This window comes from Rhodopseudomonas sp., from assembly GCF_048594845.1.
In the GTDB taxonomy this organism is placed as follows: domain Bacteria; phylum Pseudomonadota; class Alphaproteobacteria; order Rhizobiales; family Xanthobacteraceae; genus Rhodopseudomonas.
Genome location: NZ_JBMDXE010000085.1, coordinates 19,168 through 37,060 on the forward strand (window position 1 = coordinate 19,168; position 17,893 = coordinate 37,060).

Annotated in this window: 17 protein-coding genes; 7 read left to right on the forward strand and 10 right to left on the reverse strand. The window is 65.3% G+C overall.

From position 1 onward, the window contains the following. Positions 1-18 precede the first annotated feature (18 nt). The 3 genes from ACOJTD_RS05220 to ACOJTD_RS05230 form a co-directional block, all read right to left on the reverse strand. On the reverse strand, positions 19-486 hold the full coding sequence (locus ACOJTD_RS05220) for a DUF992 domain-containing protein (RefSeq protein WP_420131871.1): 468 nt from the start codon (positions 484-486) through the stop codon (positions 19-21). A gap of 247 nt (positions 487-733) precedes the next feature. Beyond that, a complete protein-coding gene (locus tag ACOJTD_RS05225) occupies positions 734-1,255 on the reverse strand; it encodes a DUF992 domain-containing protein (protein WP_254985433.1) in 522 nt (173 codons plus the stop codon). A 141-nt stretch (positions 1,256-1,396) separates the two neighbouring features. Continuing rightward, positions 1,397-2,599 carry a pyridoxal phosphate-dependent aminotransferase gene (locus tag ACOJTD_RS05230; RefSeq protein WP_420131872.1) on the reverse strand — a complete coding sequence of 401 codons (1,203 nt, stop codon included), beginning with the start codon at positions 2,597-2,599 and terminating at the stop codon, positions 1,397-1,399. Between the two features lie 195 nt (positions 2,600-2,794). On the opposite strand from ACOJTD_RS05230, the gene ACOJTD_RS05235 reads away from it, so the two are divergent. The 4 genes from ACOJTD_RS05235 to ACOJTD_RS05250 all read left to right on the forward strand — a co-directional run bounded on the left by ACOJTD_RS05235 (position 2,795) and on the right by ACOJTD_RS05250 (position 6,450). Continuing rightward, complete coding sequence (locus tag ACOJTD_RS05235; RefSeq protein WP_420131873.1) at positions 2,795-4,045, forward strand: glycosyltransferase family 87 protein; 1,251 nt, start codon at positions 2,795-2,797, stop codon at positions 4,043-4,045. A gap of 178 nt (positions 4,046-4,223) precedes the next feature. Further along, positions 4,224-4,877: a glutathione S-transferase family protein gene (locus ACOJTD_RS05240; protein ID WP_420131874.1), complete on the forward strand. Its 654-nt coding sequence runs from the start codon at positions 4,224-4,226 to the stop codon at positions 4,875-4,877. A gap of 133 nt (positions 4,878-5,010) precedes the next feature. Beyond that, complete coding sequence (locus ACOJTD_RS05245; RefSeq protein ID WP_254985435.1) at positions 5,011-5,190, forward strand: HtrA2 peptidase; 180 nt, start codon at positions 5,011-5,013, stop codon at positions 5,188-5,190. A gap of 84 nt (positions 5,191-5,274) precedes the next feature. Further along, complete coding sequence (locus ACOJTD_RS05250) at positions 5,275-6,450, forward strand: PQQ-dependent sugar dehydrogenase (protein ID WP_420131875.1); 1,176 nt, start codon at positions 5,275-5,277, stop codon at positions 6,448-6,450. A gap of 73 nt (positions 6,451-6,523) precedes the next feature. On the opposite strand, the gene ACOJTD_RS05255 is transcribed toward ACOJTD_RS05250, so the two are convergent. The 6 genes from ACOJTD_RS05255 to ACOJTD_RS05280 form a co-directional block, all read right to left on the reverse strand. Beyond that, positions 6,524-7,846, reverse strand: a complete 1,323-nt coding sequence (locus ACOJTD_RS05255; RefSeq protein WP_420131876.1) for a TRAP transporter large permease — start codon at positions 7,844-7,846, stop codon at positions 6,524-6,526. 12 nt (positions 7,847-7,858) lie between these two features. Further along, positions 7,859-8,401, reverse strand: a complete 543-nt coding sequence (locus ACOJTD_RS05260) for a TRAP transporter small permease subunit (RefSeq protein WP_420131877.1) — start codon at positions 8,399-8,401, stop codon at positions 7,859-7,861. A 122-nt stretch (positions 8,402-8,523) separates the two neighbouring features. Further along, a complete protein-coding gene (gene dctP, locus ACOJTD_RS05265; RefSeq protein ID WP_420131878.1) occupies positions 8,524-9,564 on the reverse strand; it encodes a TRAP transporter substrate-binding protein DctP in 1,041 nt (346 codons plus the stop codon). Between the two features lie 204 nt (positions 9,565-9,768). Continuing rightward, positions 9,769-11,079: an FAD-dependent oxidoreductase gene (locus ACOJTD_RS05270; RefSeq protein WP_420131879.1), complete on the reverse strand. Its 1,311-nt coding sequence runs from the start codon at positions 11,077-11,079 to the stop codon at positions 9,769-9,771. Further along, positions 11,076-11,381 (reverse strand): ferredoxin family protein, encoded by a 306-nt coding sequence (locus tag ACOJTD_RS05275; protein WP_031336192.1) that lies wholly within the window; start codon positions 11,379-11,381, stop codon positions 11,076-11,078. The genes ACOJTD_RS05270 and ACOJTD_RS05275 overlap by 4 nt, the downstream gene beginning before the upstream one ends. A 72-nt stretch (positions 11,382-11,453) precedes the next feature. Next, positions 11,454-13,580 (reverse strand): molybdopterin-containing oxidoreductase family protein, encoded by a 2,127-nt coding sequence (locus ACOJTD_RS05280; protein WP_420131880.1) that lies wholly within the window; start codon positions 13,578-13,580, stop codon positions 11,454-11,456. 229 nt (positions 13,581-13,809) lie between these two features. Between ACOJTD_RS05280 and ACOJTD_RS05285 the strand changes: the two genes are divergently transcribed. From ACOJTD_RS05285 to ACOJTD_RS05295, 3 genes are all read left to right on the forward strand, one after another. Continuing rightward, on the forward strand, positions 13,810-14,670 hold the full coding sequence (locus ACOJTD_RS05285) for a helix-turn-helix domain-containing protein (RefSeq protein ID WP_420131881.1): 861 nt from the start codon (positions 13,810-13,812) through the stop codon (positions 14,668-14,670). Between the two features lie 216 nt (positions 14,671-14,886). Beyond that, positions 14,887-15,732: a lysophospholipid acyltransferase family protein gene (locus ACOJTD_RS05290; RefSeq protein ID WP_420131882.1), complete on the forward strand. Its 846-nt coding sequence runs from the start codon at positions 14,887-14,889 to the stop codon at positions 15,730-15,732. Between the two features lie 105 nt (positions 15,733-15,837). After that, positions 15,838-16,779: an aldo/keto reductase gene (locus ACOJTD_RS05295; RefSeq protein ID WP_420131883.1), complete on the forward strand. Its 942-nt coding sequence runs from the start codon at positions 15,838-15,840 to the stop codon at positions 16,777-16,779. 194 nt (positions 16,780-16,973) lie between these two features. Here ACOJTD_RS05295 and ACOJTD_RS05300 read toward each other — a convergent pair whose 3' ends face one another. Then, positions 16,974-17,684, reverse strand: a complete 711-nt coding sequence (locus ACOJTD_RS05300; RefSeq protein WP_420131884.1) for a DNA helicase — start codon at positions 17,682-17,684, stop codon at positions 16,974-16,976. Positions 17,685-17,893 lie beyond the last annotated feature (209 nt).

Sequence of the window (17,893 nt, forward strand, 5' to 3'; positions counted from 1 at the left end):
CCGCAGCGATGCGATTAGTTAGCGACCCGGCCGCAGCTCGAGTTCCTGCAGGCCGACCGCCACGTTGACGCCGGTCTGGCCCTGCAGGCTGAGCGGCTGCAGCGCGATCGAATTCGACGAACCACCGACCAGGACGTTTGCGCCGGCGCCGACGCCGATCGCGGCCGAGCCCTGCGCGCCCGCGTAGTTGCCGGCGAGGTCGCCGGGACCGAAGCGCTCGACCGGCGCGAACACGCCCCAGGCGAGCGCGGTCTGCTCGGTCAGGCCGATGTCGAGGCCGACCTTGCGGATGGTGGCGACGTAAGGCGTATCCGGACGGCCGTTGACGTGCAGCACGCAACCCAGATTGGTGACCGAGCCGACGATGAAGCCCATGCTGGCACCACCGCGGCACTCGAGCACGCCGACTTGCACGCGGCTCTGGGCGTGGGCGGCGCTGGCGATCAGGGTGGCGGCGGCACCGAGCAGAAGCGATAAGCGGCGCATATGGTTTTCTCCGGTTCGACGTGATGCAGATAGTTTGCGGATAGTTCGCAGATATTTCGAGGCCCGACCGATGCCGCAGATCGTCGCGATCCGGCCGGTGCGCCGCTGCATGCGAAGCAGTTCGCATCTAGTCACAGCGCCGGTGAATCTTCAATGACAGTTCCCGATCGTCCAAAACGCGCAGCACCAAAACAAAAGGGCCCGCACGAGGCGGGCCCTTCGTCACATCGCTGTCGTGCAGCGATGATCAGCGGTGGTGGCGATGGTGACGCTTGTGCTTGCGATACTTGCGCGGCATCTCGACGGCGCGCAGCTGCACATCGACGATACCCGCGGTCGCGTTGAGGCCGGTCTGGCCCTGCAGGCTGAGCGGCTGCAGCGCATACGCATTGCCCGAGCCACCGATCAGCAGGTTGCCGCCGAAGCCGACGCCGAACGAGGCGTTGGCGCCGACGCCGCCGAAGCTGCCGGCGAGGTCACCGCGACCGATCTGACGGGTCGGGGCATAGACGGCCCAGGCGAGGCCGGTGTTCTGGGTAAAGCCGAGGTCGACGCCAATACGCTGCACCGTGGCGACGTAGGGCTCCGGCCGACGGCCGTCGGTCTTGAACACGCATTCCAGCTGAGTGGTCGAGCCGACGACGTAGCCGACGTTCGGGCCACCGGCGCATTCGATCACGCCGACCTGCACCCGCTCCTGCGCGCTTGCGCTGGCAACGGTTGCGACGAGCGCGACTGCAGCAACACCGAACAGTCTTGAGATGGACATTGAACAGAACTCCGCATTTCGGGGATTGAATTGTACGGCGGCGACAAGAAGGAACTGTCTTGTCCAAAACAAGGCAGTTCCGCGACACCAGATTAAATCCAGTGGATCTTGCCGATTTTTAATGAACGCGCGGTTGAGCGATCAACGCAGATTTCCGCAGAAGCGCTGGATCCGCTTGCAGGCGTCCTCCAGATCCGACGTTTTGGTGGCGTAGGAGATGCGGAACGCCGGGCCGAGGCCGAACGCCGAGCCCTGCACCACCGCGACGCCTTCGGCTTCGAGCAGTTCGGTGACGAAGTCCTGGTCGGTCTCGATCTTCTTGCCCGACGGGGCGGTCTTGCCGATTGTGCCGGCGCAGGACGGATACACGTAGAACGCGCCTTCCGGCCGCGGACAATCGATTCCGGTGGCCTGGTTCAGCATCGACACCACGAGGTCGCGGCGCTCCTTGAACACCTTGTTGTGAGCGGCGATGAAATCCTGCGGACCGTTGAGCGCTTCGACCGCGGCCCATTGGGCGATCGACGACGGGTTCGAGGTCGACTGCGACTGGATCGTCGACATCGCCTTGATCAGCGGCGCCGGACCGCCAGCATAGCCGATGCGCCAGCCGGTCATGCAATACGACTTCGACACGCCATTCACGGTCAGCGTGCGATCGAACAGCTTCGGTTCGATCTGCGCCGGCGTGGTGAACTTGAAGTCGTCATAGACGAGATGCTCGTACATGTCGTCGGTCATCACCCAGACATGCGGATGCTTGACCAGCACGTCGGTGAGCGCCTTGAGCTCCTCACGCGAATAGGCCGCGCCGGTCGGATTCGACGGCGAGTTGAGGATGATCCACTTGGTCTTCGGCGTGATGGCCGCGTCGAGCGCGGCCGCCTGCAGCTTGAAACCGTGCTCGGCGGTGCACACCACCGGCACGCTCTCACCACCGGCGAGCGCGACCATCTCCGGATAGCTGACCCAATACGGCGCCGGGATGATCACCTCGTCGCCCGGATTGATGGTCGCCATCAGCGCGTTGTACAGCACCTGCTTGCCGCCGGTACCGACGATGATCTGGTTCGGCTTGTAGGTCAGACCATTCTCGCGCTGAAACTTGTCGATGATCGCCTGCTTCAGCTCCGGAATGCCGTCGACCGCGGTGTACTTGGTCTTGCCGGCCTCGATCGCGTGGATCGCCGCCAGCTTGATGTTCGCCGGGGTGTCGAAATCCGGCTCGCCGGAGCCGAGCCCGATGACGTTGCGGCCCGCAGCTTTCAGCTCGCGTGCCTTGTCCGTGACCGCGATCGTCGCGGACGGCTTCACACGATCAAGCGAGGCGGACAGGAACGACATCGTTATCTCCTTGCAGCCGTCATGAGCCGGCGGAAGGCGCGACTCTTCGATTTCTGACGGGGATGCTCATACACTAGGCGGGGGCACGTTGCATCGCAAGAAGCTTGGTGCGCCAGGGAGCAAGGCCAGCGCGGTTCAGGAAGCCTTAAAACGCCGCGGATAAGGTTCGCCCTCACCCTCCCTGCGCGAGCGCAAATGTCTCGATTCTGGCAGCAATTTGCGACCGGCGCCTGGCTGACCCAGGACCGTGCGCGGATCTACAGCCTGCTGATGGGTGGCATCTGCGTGGCCGCGATGATTGGCTGGGTTGCGCTGTCCGATGGACTGATCGACCGCAACGGCAAGCCGATCGGGACCGATTTCTCCAGCTTCTATGCGGCCGGCTCGATGGTGCTCGAGGGCCACGCCGCCGACGTTTACAATCCGACCGCCCACTACGCCCGCGAGCAGCAGCTGTTCGGCAAGGACACGCCGTATTTCAGCTGGCTGTACCCGCCGTTCTTCCTGCTGGTCGCAACGCCGCTGGCGCTGCTGCCCTACTGGCTCGCGCTGGCGGTCTGGCAGGCCGCCGGATTCGGGCTCTACCTCGGGGTCGTCGGGGCGATCCTGAGGCGGGCCCGCTCCACGGATGCCGTAGCGGCATTGTGGCTCCCGGTCGCCGCGGCGTTTCCGGCCGTGTTCGTCAATCTCGGCCATGGCCAGAATGGATTTCTCACAGCCGGCCTGCTCGGGGGTGCGCTGTGCCTGCTGCGCCCGCAGCCGGTGCTGTCCGGTGTCCTGTTCGCCCTGCTGGCCTACAAACCGCAATTCGCGCTGGTCATCCCGCTGGCGTTGCTCGCCGCGGGACGTTGGCGGACCATTGCGGCCGCGACCGTCGCCGTCGCGGCTCTGGTTGCCATGGCGACGCTCGCTTTCGGGATCGAGGTCTGGTCCGGATTCGCGGCGTCGACCGAGATGTCCCGCAAGCTGCTGCTCGAGCAGGGGGACGTCGGCTTTGAGAAGCTCCAGAGTGCGTTTGCGGCGGTCCGGATGTGGGGCGGCAGCGTTCCGCTTGCGTATGGCGTCCAAGGCGCCCTGTCGCTCGCCGCAATCGCCGGAGCGGTGTGGGCCTGGCGGACGCCCTGCGACGACGCAGTGCGAGGCGCCCTTCTCGTGCTCGCCACGCTGCTGGCCTCGCCGCACACGCTCGACTACGACCTGATGCTGCTCGGCCCCGCGATCGCCTTCATGGTCAGCGCCGGCGTCGCGCGCGGCTTTCGCCGCACCGAGATCTCGGTGCTCGCCGTGGCCTGGGTAACGCCGCTGCTGGCGCGCAGCATCGCCGGCATGACGGCCATCCCGCTCGGCCTCCTGATCTCGCTGACGCTGTACGGGCTGGTGTTCGCCCGGGCGTTCGATGATCGCGATCACGCGATCGATGCTACAGGTCGCATCGCACAAGCGTGACCCAAGCAATTGTCCTTGGCGCACAGCGTCGCAGGCGCGTGCGCTGCAGCACGCATTCGACTTTTTCCAGGCCCGGGGCCTTGCGACCTGCCGCCATCGGCATCATTGTTTGACCGCTTTCCACAGCGACAAGCGCCGACACTCCGGGCGCGACGGCAAACGATCGACGGCGATGTAGATGTACAAGCTCTATTCGATGCAGCGGTCCGGCAACAGCTACAAGGCGCGTCTCGCCTTGGCGTTTCTCGAGGCGCCGTATCGCTGCATCGAGGTCGATATCCTGCGCGGCGAGAGCCGCACGCCGGACTTCCTCGCCAAGAATCCGAGCGGCCAGGTGCCGCTGCTGGAAGTCGCGCAGGGCCGCTACCTCGCCGAGTCCAATGCCATCCTCTGGTATCTGGCCGTCGGCACCTCGCTGGCGCCGGATACACGGATGGACCGCGCCGAAGCGCTGCAATGGATGTTCTTCGAACAGCACGCGCTCGAGCCGAACATCGGCTCTGCGTATTTCTGGCTGTGCCTGGTCAAGGGCGGCCGCGACCTGCAGACCCACGCGCTGGAGGATTGGCTGGAGCGCGGCTACGCGGCGCTGCAGGTGATGGAAAATCACCTCAAGACCCACGATTACTTCGCGGCGGGGCAGCTCACCATCGCCGACATCGCGCTATACGGCTACACGCATGTCGCCGACCAGTGCGACTTCGACCTGTCGACCTTCCCCTCGGTCAACGCCTGGCTGCGGCGGGTCGAGCAGACGCCGGGGTTCGTCACCATGGACTGGACGCCCGATCCGGCGCCGCATGATCACGCGGATTTTGCCGCCGAAGCCTAGTCGAAAGCAGCCATTTCCGGCCCTTTCGCCGCGATTTCGACACGATTTCGCTGGTAACGCCCTATAAAGGCCTGGAATCACAGGGAGATTTCGCTTGTGACGGTGATTCGCCGTCGCTTGCGAGGATTTGGTCATGACTCGGTCGCCCGGCCCGGAGGCCGGATTCGTCCCGCGTTCGAAACCTTTTGGATCACTCCGGCTGATGCGCGCCGTCGCCGCATCGCTGGCGGTGGCCGTCGTCCTGCTCAGCGTGATCCTGCTGCTGGCCGTCGCCTCGACACAGTCGAGCATGGCGATGCCATTTGCGAACTGAACTCCGCACCCGAACGACTACGCCGCCGCCGCACAACGGCGACGCCGGACTGCATCCGCTGTTATGTCGCGTGGAGACCATTCGATGAAGACACTGCTGGTCTGGGTCTCCGGTTCGCTGACCGCGGCCACGGTGATCATCGCCTCGTTCCTGATCGCCACCAAGAGCAGTGGCGAGCCGACGTCGTTCAGTTCGTCGGCTGGCCCGCTCGCGGTGAAGACCTTCGCAGAGAATCTCGCCTATCCGTGGGGATTGGCGTTTCTGCCGGAAGGCCGCGTGCTGGTGACCGAGCGGCCGGGGCGGCTGCGGGTGGTGTCGTCGCAGGGCGCGCTGTCGCCGCCGGTAACCGGTCTTCCCGACGTGTGGGCGACGGGTCAGGGCGGCCTACTCGACGTCGTCACCGACAAGGATTTCGGTGCCAACCGCACGATCTATTTCTGCTACTCCGAGCGCGCCGACGACGGCGGGCGTAGTGGCGGCCGCACCGCCGTCGCGCGCGCCGCGCTGGACGATGGCGACACGCCGGGGCTCGGATCCGTCCAAGTGATCTTCCGCCAGGACGGACCGCTGTCGAGCGGCAATCACTATGGCTGCCGGATCGCCCAAGCCGCCGATGGCCATCTGTTCGTCACGCTCGGCGAGCACTTCAGCAGTCGCGACGAAGCGCAGAACCTCGGAAATCATCTCGGCAAGATCGTCCGTATCGCTACGGACGGCAGCGTGCCCGAGGATAATCCGTTCGTCGGCCGCGACGGCGCCAGGCCGGAAATCTGGAGCTGGGGCCATCGCAATCCGCAGGCGCTCGCCTTCAACCCGGCCGACGGCAAGCTGTGGGAGATCGAGCACGGTCCGCGCGGAGGGGACGAAGTTAATATCATCGCGGCCGGCAAGAACTACGGCTGGCCCGTGATCGGCTACGGCATCGACTACTCCGGCGCCAAGATTCACGAGGCCACCTCGAAGCCCGGCATGGAGCAGCCGGTCAAATACTGGGTGCCGTCGATCGCGCCGTCCGGCATGGCGTTCTACACCGGCAAGCTGTTTCCGAAATGGAACGGCAGCCTGCTCACCGGCGCGCTCGCCGGCAAGATGCTGGTGCGGCTGTCGCTGTCCGGCGACAAGGTCACCGGCGAAGAACGGATTCTGCAGCCGCTGAACGAACGCATCCGCGACGTCCGGCAAGGTCCAGACGGCGCGATTTGGCTGCTCACCGACAACGCCGCCGGCCGCATCCTGCGCGTCACGCCGGCAAGCGAATAAGCCAACGCCCGCCCTCGATCCGGCGAGGATCTCTCCCAGCCACGGATGGTCGCGGCTCCGTCCGCCGAAGCCGTCAGCGCGGCATACCGAAGAACAGGTTCGGGAAGTACAGCGCGATCTGCGGCACCATGATCACGATGAGCACGCCGAGGAACGTCACCAGCGCGTAGGGGATGACCGACCAATAGATGTCGCCCATGCTGACTTCCGGCGGCGCCACCGCTTTCAGGTAGAACAGATTGAAACCGAAAGGCGGCGTCATGTAGCCGATTTCCATCATCATGATGAAAATCACGCCGAACCAGACCGGATCCCAGCCATAGAGCTGCACCACCGGCATGAACACCGGCAGCGTGATCAGCATGATGCCGACAGGATCGAGCACCATGCCGAGCAGCAGCAGTACCGCCAGGATGAACACCAGCGCGCCCCATTCCCCGCCGGGGACCTGCGACACCAGATGGTTCATCAGCTCGTTGGCGCCGAGCGTGGTGTAGGCGGTCGAGAAGGCGTGCGCGGCGAACAGGATCCACATGATCAGCGCGGTGAGCCGCAGCGTCTGCATCGCCGAATCCGACAGCACCGCGTACGACAGCTTGCGATGTACCGCGGAGGCGATCAGCGCGCCGAACACGCCGAGCGCCGCGGCCTCGGTCGGCGTCGCGAAGCCGCCGAAGATCGAGCCGAGCACCAGCAGCACGATCAGGATTGGCAGCGCGACGGCCTTCAGGGTGCTCAGCTTCAGCCGCCAATCGCCGCGCTCTTCCGGCGGCAGCGCCGGCGCCAGTGACGGCTGCAGCCAGGCGCGCACGATGATGTAGATCGTCACCAGCACGACCAGCAGAATGCCGGGCCCGATGCCCGAGGCGAACAGCCGGCCGACCGAGACTTCGGTCAGCATCGCGTACAGCACCATCAGGATCGACGGCGGCACCAGCACGCCCCAGCCGCCGCCGGCATTGATGGCGCCGATCGCCAGCTTCTTGTCGTAGCCGCGCTCCAGCATGCGCGGCAGCGCGATCGCCCCCATCGTCACTACCGCCGCGCCGCTGATCCCGCTCATCGCCGCGAAGATTGCACAGATCATCACGGTGCCGATCGCCAGCCCGCCGCGCATTGCGCCGAACCAGACGTGCATCATCCGATAGAGATTTTGTGCGACGCCCGACTTCTCCAGCAGCATCGCCATGAAGACGTACATCGGAATGGCGATCAGCGTGAAGTTCGTCATCGAGTCCCAGAACTTGGACGCGACGATGTAGAAGCCGACCGGCCCCATGGCGAAATACAGAAAGATCACCGAGATGCCGCCGAGCGTGAACACCAGCGGCGTGCCGATGAACAGGAACAGCAGCAGCGAACCGAAGAACAGGAAGGTCAGAAGCTCGACAGACACGAGATCGCCCGATCAGTGAGAGGAAGCGTCGCCGGCCTGTTTGCCGAACGTGGCGGGATCGTTCTCTTGGCCGGCGAGCGTGCGGATGTCGGACGCGATCCGCACCAGCCCCTGCAGCAACAGCAGTACGCCGGCGATCGGGATCGCCACTTTCACCGGCCAGATGTATGGATTCCAAATACTCGACGAGGTTTCGAGCTTGGCGGCCGACTCCCACGCCATATCGGCGCTCTGCCAGATCAGCACGCCAAGGAACAGGAAGAACAAGAACGAGGTCGCGAGATCCACCCTCGCTTTCTGCACCCGACTGAACTTGCCGTAGAAGATATCGACATTGACGTGCGCCCGTTCGGCCAGCAGAGAGCCGCCCGCGACGACCGCATAGACGCCGAAGATCAGCTGCGCGAACTCCGAGGTCCAGATCGCGGCGCTGCCGACTACGTAGCGCATGATGACGTCGGCCATCAGTAGCACGAAGATCGGCACGATCAGCCACGCGGCGATCCTGGCGATCCAATAGTTCAGACGCGTGATGGCGGCGGCGACCTTCAACATACGGCGACTTTCAGGGAGCGAAAGGAAGGTCCGAACGACCTGCGAGCACCGCGCGCCCGGCATCAGGCGACGCGACCGAAATCGCGGTCGCGGTGCGGCGGGTTGACGGATTGACTGAATGATCAGCCGTAGCCGAGATCGGACATCAGCTTCGACAGCGCCGCGCCGCTCTTGGCAGCGTGCTCGCCTTTCGCCGTCTCCTTCTGCAGGATCGTCTTGGACGCCTCTGCGAACTTGGCCAGAACATCGTCAGGAAACTGCACGACTTCGACGTTCATCTTCGCCCGACCTGTGGCGAGCGCCATCGCCTCCTGATGCTGGTACTCGACCGAGCGCAGGAAGTAGCGCTCCTCGATCAGCGACAGCAATTGCAGCTTGAGATCGGGCGGCAGCTTGTCGAGCGCCGCGGTGTTGATGATCCAGGCGTCGTTGGTGATGCCGAGCGCCGGCTTCATGTGGAACGGCGCGACTTCCCAGAACTTCATCGACAGCGCGCCGACCGCAGCGCCCCAATGCGCGCCGTCGACCACGCCGGTCGAAATCGCCTGATAGATCTCCGGTCCGGCGACCTGCTGCGGCGACGCGCCGGCCGCGGCGAAGTATTCCAGCATCGCGCCGGTCGACCGGATCTTCAGCGAGCCGAGCTCGGCGGCCGAGTTGACCTTGCGCTTGAGCACCACTTCGGTCGGATACGCCTTCTCGGCGAAGATCATCACGCCCTTCGGTCGCAGTTCGTCGTTGACCAGCTTTTCGGCGCCGAGATTCTTGGTGAAATGCATCATCTCCCAAGGCTCGCGCAACGTGCCGGGCACGCCGTAGAGCAACCCCATCGCCTGCGCTTCGCCGAGAATGTAGGCCGGCGAGATCGTGCCCATCTGCACCACGCCGCGGCGCACCACATTGTAGATCTCGCGGTCCTTGGCGATCTCGCCGGCGCCGAACGTCTCCAGCGTGAAGCGGCCGTCGGTGCGCGCGGCAAGCTGCTTGGCGAGCGCGCCGAGACTGTCGTTGAACGAGCCGGACGCCTTGGGCCAATGCGCCTGGACTTTCCAATTGACCTTCTGCTGCGCCAGTGCAGGACCGATCAGCGCCGGAGCCGCGGCGGCGACGAGCGCGCCCTTCAAAAGGCTGCGACGGTTTGTCTTGCTGATCGTTTCTGCCACGCGCTTCTCCTCGGCGGATTGTTTCGACGAATTGACCATGGCGTAAACGCGCCAGTCAACGCATCGACATCGTTCAGGAGAAGCGATGATGTCGCAGCCTACGACCTGTTAGTTCGCCAGCGAACACGCAGTCGCGAACACCGCCGTGGGGAGAAGAGAACGGCGCGACAAATTATCGCTCCCGCGTCAAAGATAGGAACCGACCTAAGCGTCCACCGCCGACTCCAGCGCAGCGATCATCTCGGAGACACTGACGAACTTGTGGCGCGGCCGTCCATCGACAGCGCCTCGCCGCTTCTCCTCGGCGTCGATCGCCCCCCAATCCTGATAGCTCACGAGGCGCGGCACACGTGCACGAAGCTGCGGCACCAAGGCGTCGGGATGTTTGCCGGCGCGCGACCCGCCGGTCGTGAGATCGGCCAGCACCGCCTCGGCGGTGGCCATCCCACATGCACGATTAGTTCCGATCGTGCCGCTCGGCCCGCGCTTGCTCCAGCCGCAGACGTACAGTCCCTGCACCGGCTGATCGCTGCTCATCACGCGGCCATCGATGTTGGCATGCACACCGCGCACGGCATCGTAAGGCACGCCGGCCAGCGGCGCCGTGCGGCGGCCGATGCTGCTGAAGACGGCGCCGCAAGCGATCTGCTCGACCGCATCGGCCCCACGCGCGAAGCGGATCGCCTCGACGCGCTGCTCGCCTTGAATTTCGATCGGTGTGCGACCGAAGCGGAAGACACAGCGTCGGGGCTTGGACAGCGCCTGCTCCGCGAAGCCGCGGAGCAGCGACAGCTTGTCGTCCTGTTCCGGATCGTTGCTGGAGTCAGATGCGCCGACCAAGTCGCACGGATCGACCCAGGCGTCGCATTCCGTAAGGCTGAGGAAGTCGCGCAGCTCCTTGGCGCCGAACTTCGCATGCGCGGGGCCGCCGCGACCGACGACGTGGACTTCGCGCACCCGGCTTTCGGCCAGCACCTCGAGCGCATGCGCGGCGATGTCGGTGTGGCGCAGTTCGTCCGCGGTCTTAGACAGGATGCGGGCGACATCGAGCGCGACGTTGCCATGGCCGATAACGGTCGCGACCTCGTGGCTGAGATCGAAGCTGCGGTCGCGATAATCGGGATGGCCGTTATACCAGGCGACGAACTCGCCGGCGGAGTAACAGCCCGGCAGCGTTTCGCCCGGAATGCCGAGCGGCCGGCTGAGATCGGCGCCGGTGGCGAGCACGACGGCGTCGTAGGCCGAACGCAGTTCCTCGATCGTCACGTCCTTGCCGACGGTGACGCCGCCGACAAAGCGGAAGCCCGGCAAAGCGGCGATCTTGTCGAAGGTGATGCTGACCAGCTTGAGCTTGGGATGATCGGGCGCGACGCCGAACCGCACCAAGCCGTAAGGCACCGGCAGTTGCTCGAACATATCGACCGCGATCGGCACGCCGGACCGCAGCAACGCTTCGGCGGCATAGAAGCCGCTCGGGCCGCTGCCGACCACAGCGACGTGAAACGGCGAACTCATCGTCCCAGCGCAAGCTTGCGCTCGTCGGCGCCGGGCAGCGGCGGCAGCCGCGCGGTGATCACCGGCGTCTCGGCGACGCGCTTGCGGTTGACGGCGATCCAGAATTTCTTGTCTGCGGCGAGCCGATAGTCTGGCTCTATGGCGCCGACCGGGCAAGCCGGCACGCAGCCGCCACAGTCAATGCAGTTCTCGGGATCGATGTAGGTCATCGTGCCGTCTAGATGGAAGCACTCGACCGGGCACACCGTTACGCATTCGGTGTAGCGGCAGCCCTTGCAATTATCAGTCACGACGTGAGTCATCGTCGGAATTCCGGTGTTGAGACGAGAAGACAGCCGACGCCGCGCGGCGCCGGCCCGATGGTGCGCAAGCGCTTACAGCCGTCCGACCTGCACCAGCACGTCGGAGAAGGTCGGTGCCCGGCCGAGATCGGCGAAGGCCGGCGGCGTCAGCGCGTGCACGGTGGCGCCCTTGCGGTTGGAGCGCTGCCAATAGCCGGACGGCGCCACTACGACACCGGCCATCACGTCGGCCGATACCGTCGCATAGGCCTCGAACGAGCCGCGATCGTTGAACACGCGGATCGGCGCGCCGGCTTCGATGCCGCGTGTGGCCGCATCGTTCGGGTTGAGGATCACCGCCTGCTCCTCGCCGGCCTGCGCGGTTTGCGCCGGCAGGTTTCCGTAGTTCGAGTTGAGGAAGGCGTGGCTCTTCGGCGAGATCAGGCTGAGCGGATAGCGCTCGGCCAGATGCGGCGCCGTGCGGGCGCTTTCGTTGGGCGAGATGTAGTGCGGCAGCGGATCAATCGGGCTGCCGTCCTGATCGCCATTGTAGCCCTGCCGGAACAACGGCGCGACGAAGTTGCCGCCCTCCGCGATCGTCGACTTGAACTCGATCTTGCCGGTGGCGGTCGGGAAATTGCCGTCGCGATGCGGCGCCCAGTCGGCGGGCGCCGGCATGTTGAGCCGCGAGTAGCCCTTGGCCTTGACGTCCTCCAGCGTAATCCCTTGCAGAACCGGATTGGTCCAATCCAGCGAGGCTTCGATCATCTCGTCGTCGGTACGGAAGAAACTCGGGTCGGTGATGCCCATCGCCTTGGCGAGGCGGCGGAACAGCTCGGTGTTCGGCACCGCTTCGCCAAGCGGCTCGATCGCCTGATTGTTGTAGGACAGATAGAGGTGCCCCCAGGAGAACATGATGTCCTTCTGCTCGAGCTGCGTTGTCGCGGGCAGCACGATGTCGGCGTACTTCGCCGTGTCGGTGATGAAGTGTTCGCTGACGACGGTGAATAGATCCTCGCGTTCGAGCCCCTTCTCGATCTTGTCCTGCTCGGTCACCATCGCCATCGGATTGGCGTTGTATACGAACAGCGCCTTGATCGGCGGATCGAAGCCGAGCTCGCCGGTCAGCGCCGCGCCGAGCCGCCAGGAATTCAGCACACGCATCTTTTCCGGCGCCAGCTCGGGGCGCATCAGCACTTCCCATTTCACCGGGAAGGCCCAGATCGGTAGCTGCAGCAGACCACCGCCGACGTGCTTCCAGGCGCCGATCAGTCCCGGTAGGCAGGCGATCGCCCGCACCGTCTGGCCGCCGCCGGCATGGCGCTCCACCGCAACGCCGATCCGCACCACCGCGGGCGGCGTCGTGGCGTATTCGCGGGCGAGCTTGAGGATGTCCTCGACCGGGATGCCGGTTTCCTGCGAGGCGAATTCCGGCGTGTAGGTCGCGACGCGCTCGGCCAGTTCGTCGTAGCCGACCGTGTGCTTGTCGATGTAGTCGCGATCGACCAGGTCCTCCTTGATGATCACGTGCATCATCGCCAGCGCCAAAGCCGCATCGGTGCCGGGCCGGATCTGAATATGCCAATCCGCCAGCCGCGCGGTGCGGGTCTTGACCGGGTCGATCACCACCAGCTTGGCGCCGTTCTTCTTGGCCTGCTCGATGAACGGCCAGTGATGCGAATTGGTGCTGAGCGTGTTGCAGGCCCAAAGAATGATGTACTTCGAGTGCACGAAGCTTTCCGGATCGACGCCCGGCGTGTGGCCGATCGTCAGCAGATAGGCGGTGCAGGAGCCGGAATCGCAGAAGGTGCGTTCGAGCACGGTGGCGCCGAGCTTGTTGAACAGCGGATCGCCGACGTTGAGGCCGTTGATGACGCCCTGCGTGCCCAGATAGCTGTAGGGCAGGATCGCCTGCGCGCCGTGCTCGGCGATGATCGATTTCCACTTCGACGCAATGGTGTCGATCGCTTCGTCCCAGCTGATGCGCTGAAACTGCTTGGTGCCCTTCGGCCCGACGCGCTTCATCGGATAGAGCACACGCTTGTCGCTGTAGACGCGCTCCTCGTAGTTGTTGACCTTCACGCACAGCCGGCCGCGCGTGAACGGATGATCGGGATTGCCGCGCACCGCGATCGCCTTGCCGTCCTCGACGGTGGTGAGGATCGAACAGGTGTCGGGGCAATCGTGGGGGCAGGCGCCTACGACAGTGGTCCGGGCCATGTGTCTCCTCCATGTGCACGTTCAGAACATGCGCAAGGATGCGGCACCCAAAGCCTAGTGGCTTTTCCAATCCTGCTTGGTTGTTTTCCAAATCTGCCGTGGACGGAAAGCCGCATCCGTGGCATGGTAATTGCTTACCTGGACTATCCTTGCCTGCACTCGCGTTAATCTGAGGAGATTCACGATGGGGATGCTCGGCAATTCTGTCGATAAATATGTGACCGGCAGAATGCTCCAGACTTCGAACGACCGGCGCTGGGCCAACCTGCTCGCGGAGCGGTGGAGCCACGAGTCCGGCACTCTGCCGTCGCTGCTGCCACGCGACACCGAGATTGCCGTGCTGCTACGCGGCTCGTCGGTGGTGGACCGCGAAGGCGCCGGGATGAGGCAGCGAACCCATGGACGGCGCGGCACGGTGTGGTTGTGCCCGGCGGGAATCCGCGAGGATTTCATCCGGGTCGAAAGCCCGATGCACGAGTGCCTGCACATCTTCCTGCCGGGACGTCCGTTCGAAGACACCATGCTGCAGGACATGGATATCGATCCCGCCGGCATCGCGATCCGCTACGAGGCGATCGACCACGACATCTTCATCGAGCACGTCGCCGACCGCATCCTGCACGAGCTCACCCATGAATCTTCCACCGGCCGGCTGCTGGTGGAAAGCCTCGGCCGGGCGCTGTCGGCTCACCTTGTCCATACCTACGCCGACACGGCTGTCCGACTGAAACAGACGCCGGCGGCGAGCCGGCCGCTCGATGCGCGGCGGCTGGCGCGTGTCACCGACTTCATCAGCGCGTCGGCCGAGCACGACTTCACCGTCAACGATCTCGCCTCGATCGCCTGCATGAGCCCGGCGCATTTTTCGCGGAGCTTCAAGGCCGCGACGGGCTGCGCCCCGCACGAATATGTCAGCCGGCAGCGGCTCGACCTCGCCAAGCGGCTGCTGGCGACCGATCGCCAGTCGCTCGCCGAGATCGCCTATGCGACGGGCTTTTCCTCGCAGGCGAATTTCAACCGCGCCTTCCGCAAAGCGGTCGGCACCACGCCGCGGCTGTATCGCGCGCAGCATCGCAGCACGCTCACGTAGTGCGGCGACGCGGTGGAGGCTGGCGGCGAGCGTGCGCCTCGGTCGCGCAGCCGCATGCCGTGCATGATTTCGCCGCGTCACCACCATGTAACAAACTACCGATAGCTTAATCCTGCGTTTGGTCGTGACCCCCGTCGCCGATCAGCGTCCCCCAGCGGTCCCCGTCAGTCGCCGCGTCTGACCGGGGCCGCACCTTTTTGAGCTGGCGATATTGCGATGATCCGTTTTGTCCTGGTGATTGCCTGCATGGTGCCGCTGACGCTGGCGCTGCTTCCCGTGCATCTGCTGGCGCTGCGCTACGGCTGGCGCATCCAGCGCAGCATCCCACAGCTGTATCACCGCATCGTCTGCCGGCTGATCGGCGTGCGCATCCGCCAGGTCGGCCGCCGCAGCGGCAATGGCCCGGTGCTGATCCTCGCCAATCACGTCTCGTGGCTCGACATCTGTGTGATCTCCGCGATGGCGCCGGTGTCGTTCGTCGCCAAGAGCGAAGTCGCGGGCTGGCCGGTGTTCGGCGCGCTGGCGAAGTGGCAGCGCACCGTGTTCATCGATCGCCAGGCGCGGCAGCGCACCGGTGAGGCCACTGCCGAAATCGGCGGACGGCTCAAGGACGGCGAAGCCATCGTGCTGTTCGCCGAAGGCACCTCGAGCGACGGCAGCCGCGTGCTGCCGTTCCGCTCGGCGTTGATCGGCGCGGTGCATCACGCGCTCGGCGACGAGGCGCCCTCTGCGATCGTCGTGCAGCCGATGGCCGTGACCTACACCGGCTTCGGTGGCCTGCCGATCGGCCGCGAACTGCGCCAGCGCGTGGCGTGGTACGGCGACGCCGAGCTGATCCCGCACTTCATCGCCCTGCTCTCGGCTGGCGCGATCGACGTCACGGTGAGCTGGGGCGAGCCGATCCCGCACACCGCCGACCGCAAGACGATCGCGCGCGAGGCCGAGATCTCGGTGCGGCGGATGTGCGAGGCCGCGCGCCGCGCCGGCGTGCAGGGCGCAATCGCGCCGCGGCCTGCGAGCGTTGCAGCGCCGCAACCGGACGCGCAGTTCGAGCCGGCCTGAACCGCGCGAGACTGCGGCGCGCAGAGCTGAAGAGCTCTAGCCGCCTTGCTCCGGCGCGCGGCGCGAGCCACAATCGGCGCTCCCGCATTTCGCACAGGACTCATCATGCAACTTCGTAATCTCGGCGGCAGCGGCCTGCGCGTGTCGCTGGTCGGCCTCGGCTGCAACAATTTCGGCCAGCGTACCGATCCCGACACCTCGAAGAAGGTGATCTACAAGGCGATCGATCTCGGCATCACCCTGTTCGACACCGCCGACATCTATGCGGGCCAGGGCGGCTCCGAGACCGTGCTCGGCAACGTGCTCGGCGATCGCCGCAAGGACATCGTGCTGGCGACCAAGTTCAGTAAGCCAATGGCGGCAGACGGCACCAAGCAAGGCGCCTCGCGCCGCTACATCGTCGCCGCCGTCGAGGCCAGCCTGACGCGGCTGAAGACCGACTATATCGACTTGTATCAGCAGCACGACTACGACCCGCTGACGCCGATCGACGAGACGCTCCGCGCGCTCGACGACCTGATCCGCGCCGGCAAGGTGCGCTACATCGGCAATTCGAACTTCCCGGCCTGGCGTATCGCCGAGGCCGAATACGTCGCCCGCGCGCTCGGCACCCATCGCTACGTGTCGTGCCAGGACGAATACAGCCTGGTGGTACGCGACATCGAGAAGGACCTGCTGCCGGCCGCGCAGGAATACAAGCTCGGCCTGCTGCCGTTCTTCCCGCTCGCCAGCGGCCTGCTCACCGGCAAGTATCAGCGCGGCGCCGAGATCGCCGCCAACACCCGCTTCGCCAAGATGCCGGCGATCCGCGACCGCTATTTCACCGAAGCCAATCTCGACATCGTCGACAAGTTGAAGGCGTTCGCCCAAGCCCGCGGCCATTCGCTGCTCGACCTCGCCTTCTCCTGGCTCGCCTGCCGCCCGCAAGTCTCCAGCGTGATCGCCGGCGCCACCACGCCGGAACAGATCGAGCAGAACGTCAATGCGGCGAGCTGGCAGCTCAGCGCCGAGGAGATAACGGAGATCGATACGATCACCAAGGGCTAGCATCGCCGCGCCCGTCATCGCCCTACGCACGTCATTCCGGGGCGCTCGCAACGCGAGCGAACCCGGAATCCCGAAGTGTTCTGCGACTCCGCCTTCCGTCCCAACATCGAGATTCCGGGTTCGCGCTACGCGCGCCCCGGAATGACGGTGTGTGTGGCTGGCAGACTCGCCTCTGCTGGAATTAATCGCCCCGCTTAGTTCACGTGCGCAAAAGTGATTTCGTCGTCGTGGAGGAAGCAGGCTTTCGAGAACAACCGCAGATCGAGGTCGTTGATCAGGCGAACGTCGGCGAGATCGGGGCAGTTCTTGGTCGACGGGTCGAACGAGCGGTGGATCTGCGAGATGACGACGAACACGATTCCGCGCTCGCGGGCGAAGGCTTGCAGTGTGCGGACCTGTGTGGCGAGATCCGGCGTGTCGCGGCGACGATCCAGCAATTGGAGATAATCGATCACCGCCAGCGGGCCGCGCGGCGCGTTGGCGAGGCGGGCGACGACGTGATCGGCGCAGATCGCCTCCGACGTATCGAGATCGAGCGCGCCGGCGAACGCCGAAGGATCGATGCCGGCTGCCTTGAAGCGATTCGCGACCTCAGCTTCGGTGTATTCGAGCGTGAAGAACGCGGCGCGTTGCCCCGCCTGCAGCGCCTGGGCGGCGAGGTCGACGCTGAGCAGCGTCTTGCCCTGCCCCGGCCGCGCGCCGATCAACACCATGTCGCCCGGTTGCAACTGCGCGAACAGGCGTGCCGACCGGCCTCGCGCATGGCTGCTCGCCAGCAGACTCCAGCGCGCGAAGCCCTGCTGCGCGGCGACGCGGTCGAGCGCCGCATGCAGCGGGAGTTTCTGGTCGCGCGACAACCGTTTAGCGTCGCGCTTCAGCCGATAAAGAGGAGCAGACAGTCGCATCTCAAGAACCTCCTGGTGCGGGCCATGTCTGCAATCCCTCCTTATGCTGGCGCCCGAACAGTCGGTTCGATGATCATCCGGTCCGGTATGACAAATACTTTCCCGTTGGAGGGGGGAGGCGTGGGCCGCGCCTGCGGAAGATCATAGCGTGTGTCGGCGCTCGCCGGCATTCCGGGGCGCTCGCGCAGCGAGCGAACCCGGAATCCCGC

Coding starts and splice junctions, on each gene's coding strand:
- ACOJTD_RS05220 (WP_420131871.1), bottom strand. CDS start 486: ATGCGCCGCTTATCGCTTCTGCTCGGTGCCGCCGCCACCCTGATCGCC.
- ACOJTD_RS05225 (WP_254985433.1), bottom strand. CDS start 1,255: ATGTCCATCTCAAGACTGTTCGGTGTTGCTGCAGTCGCGCTCGTCGCA.
- ACOJTD_RS05230 (WP_420131872.1), bottom strand. CDS start 2,599: ATGTCGTTCCTGTCCGCCTCGCTTGATCGTGTGAAGCCGTCCGCGACG.
- ACOJTD_RS05235 (WP_420131873.1), top strand. CDS start 2,795: ATGTCTCGATTCTGGCAGCAATTTGCGACCGGCGCCTGGCTGACCCAG.
- ACOJTD_RS05240 (WP_420131874.1), top strand. CDS start 4,224: ATGTACAAGCTCTATTCGATGCAGCGGTCCGGCAACAGCTACAAGGCG.
- ACOJTD_RS05245 (WP_254985435.1), top strand. CDS start 5,011: ATGACTCGGTCGCCCGGCCCGGAGGCCGGATTCGTCCCGCGTTCGAAA.
- ACOJTD_RS05250 (WP_420131875.1), top strand. CDS start 5,275: ATGAAGACACTGCTGGTCTGGGTCTCCGGTTCGCTGACCGCGGCCACG.
- ACOJTD_RS05260 (WP_420131877.1), bottom strand. CDS start 8,401: ATGTTGAAGGTCGCCGCCGCCATCACGCGTCTGAACTATTGGATCGCC.
- ACOJTD_RS05270 (WP_420131879.1), bottom strand. CDS start 11,079: ATGAGTTCGCCGTTTCACGTCGCTGTGGTCGGCAGCGGCCCGAGCGGC.
- ACOJTD_RS05275 (WP_031336192.1), bottom strand. CDS start 11,381: ATGACTCACGTCGTGACTGATAATTGCAAGGGCTGCCGCTACACCGAA.
- ACOJTD_RS05280 (WP_420131880.1), bottom strand. CDS start 13,580: ATGGCCCGGACCACTGTCGTAGGCGCCTGCCCCCACGATTGCCCCGAC.
- ACOJTD_RS05285 (WP_420131881.1), top strand. CDS start 13,810: ATGCTCCAGACTTCGAACGACCGGCGCTGGGCCAACCTGCTCGCGGAG.
- ACOJTD_RS05290 (WP_420131882.1), top strand. CDS start 14,887: ATGATCCGTTTTGTCCTGGTGATTGCCTGCATGGTGCCGCTGACGCTG.
- ACOJTD_RS05295 (WP_420131883.1), top strand. CDS start 15,838: ATGCAACTTCGTAATCTCGGCGGCAGCGGCCTGCGCGTGTCGCTGGTC.
- ACOJTD_RS05300 (WP_420131884.1), bottom strand. CDS start 17,684: ATGCGACTGTCTGCTCCTCTTTATCGGCTGAAGCGCGACGCTAAACGG.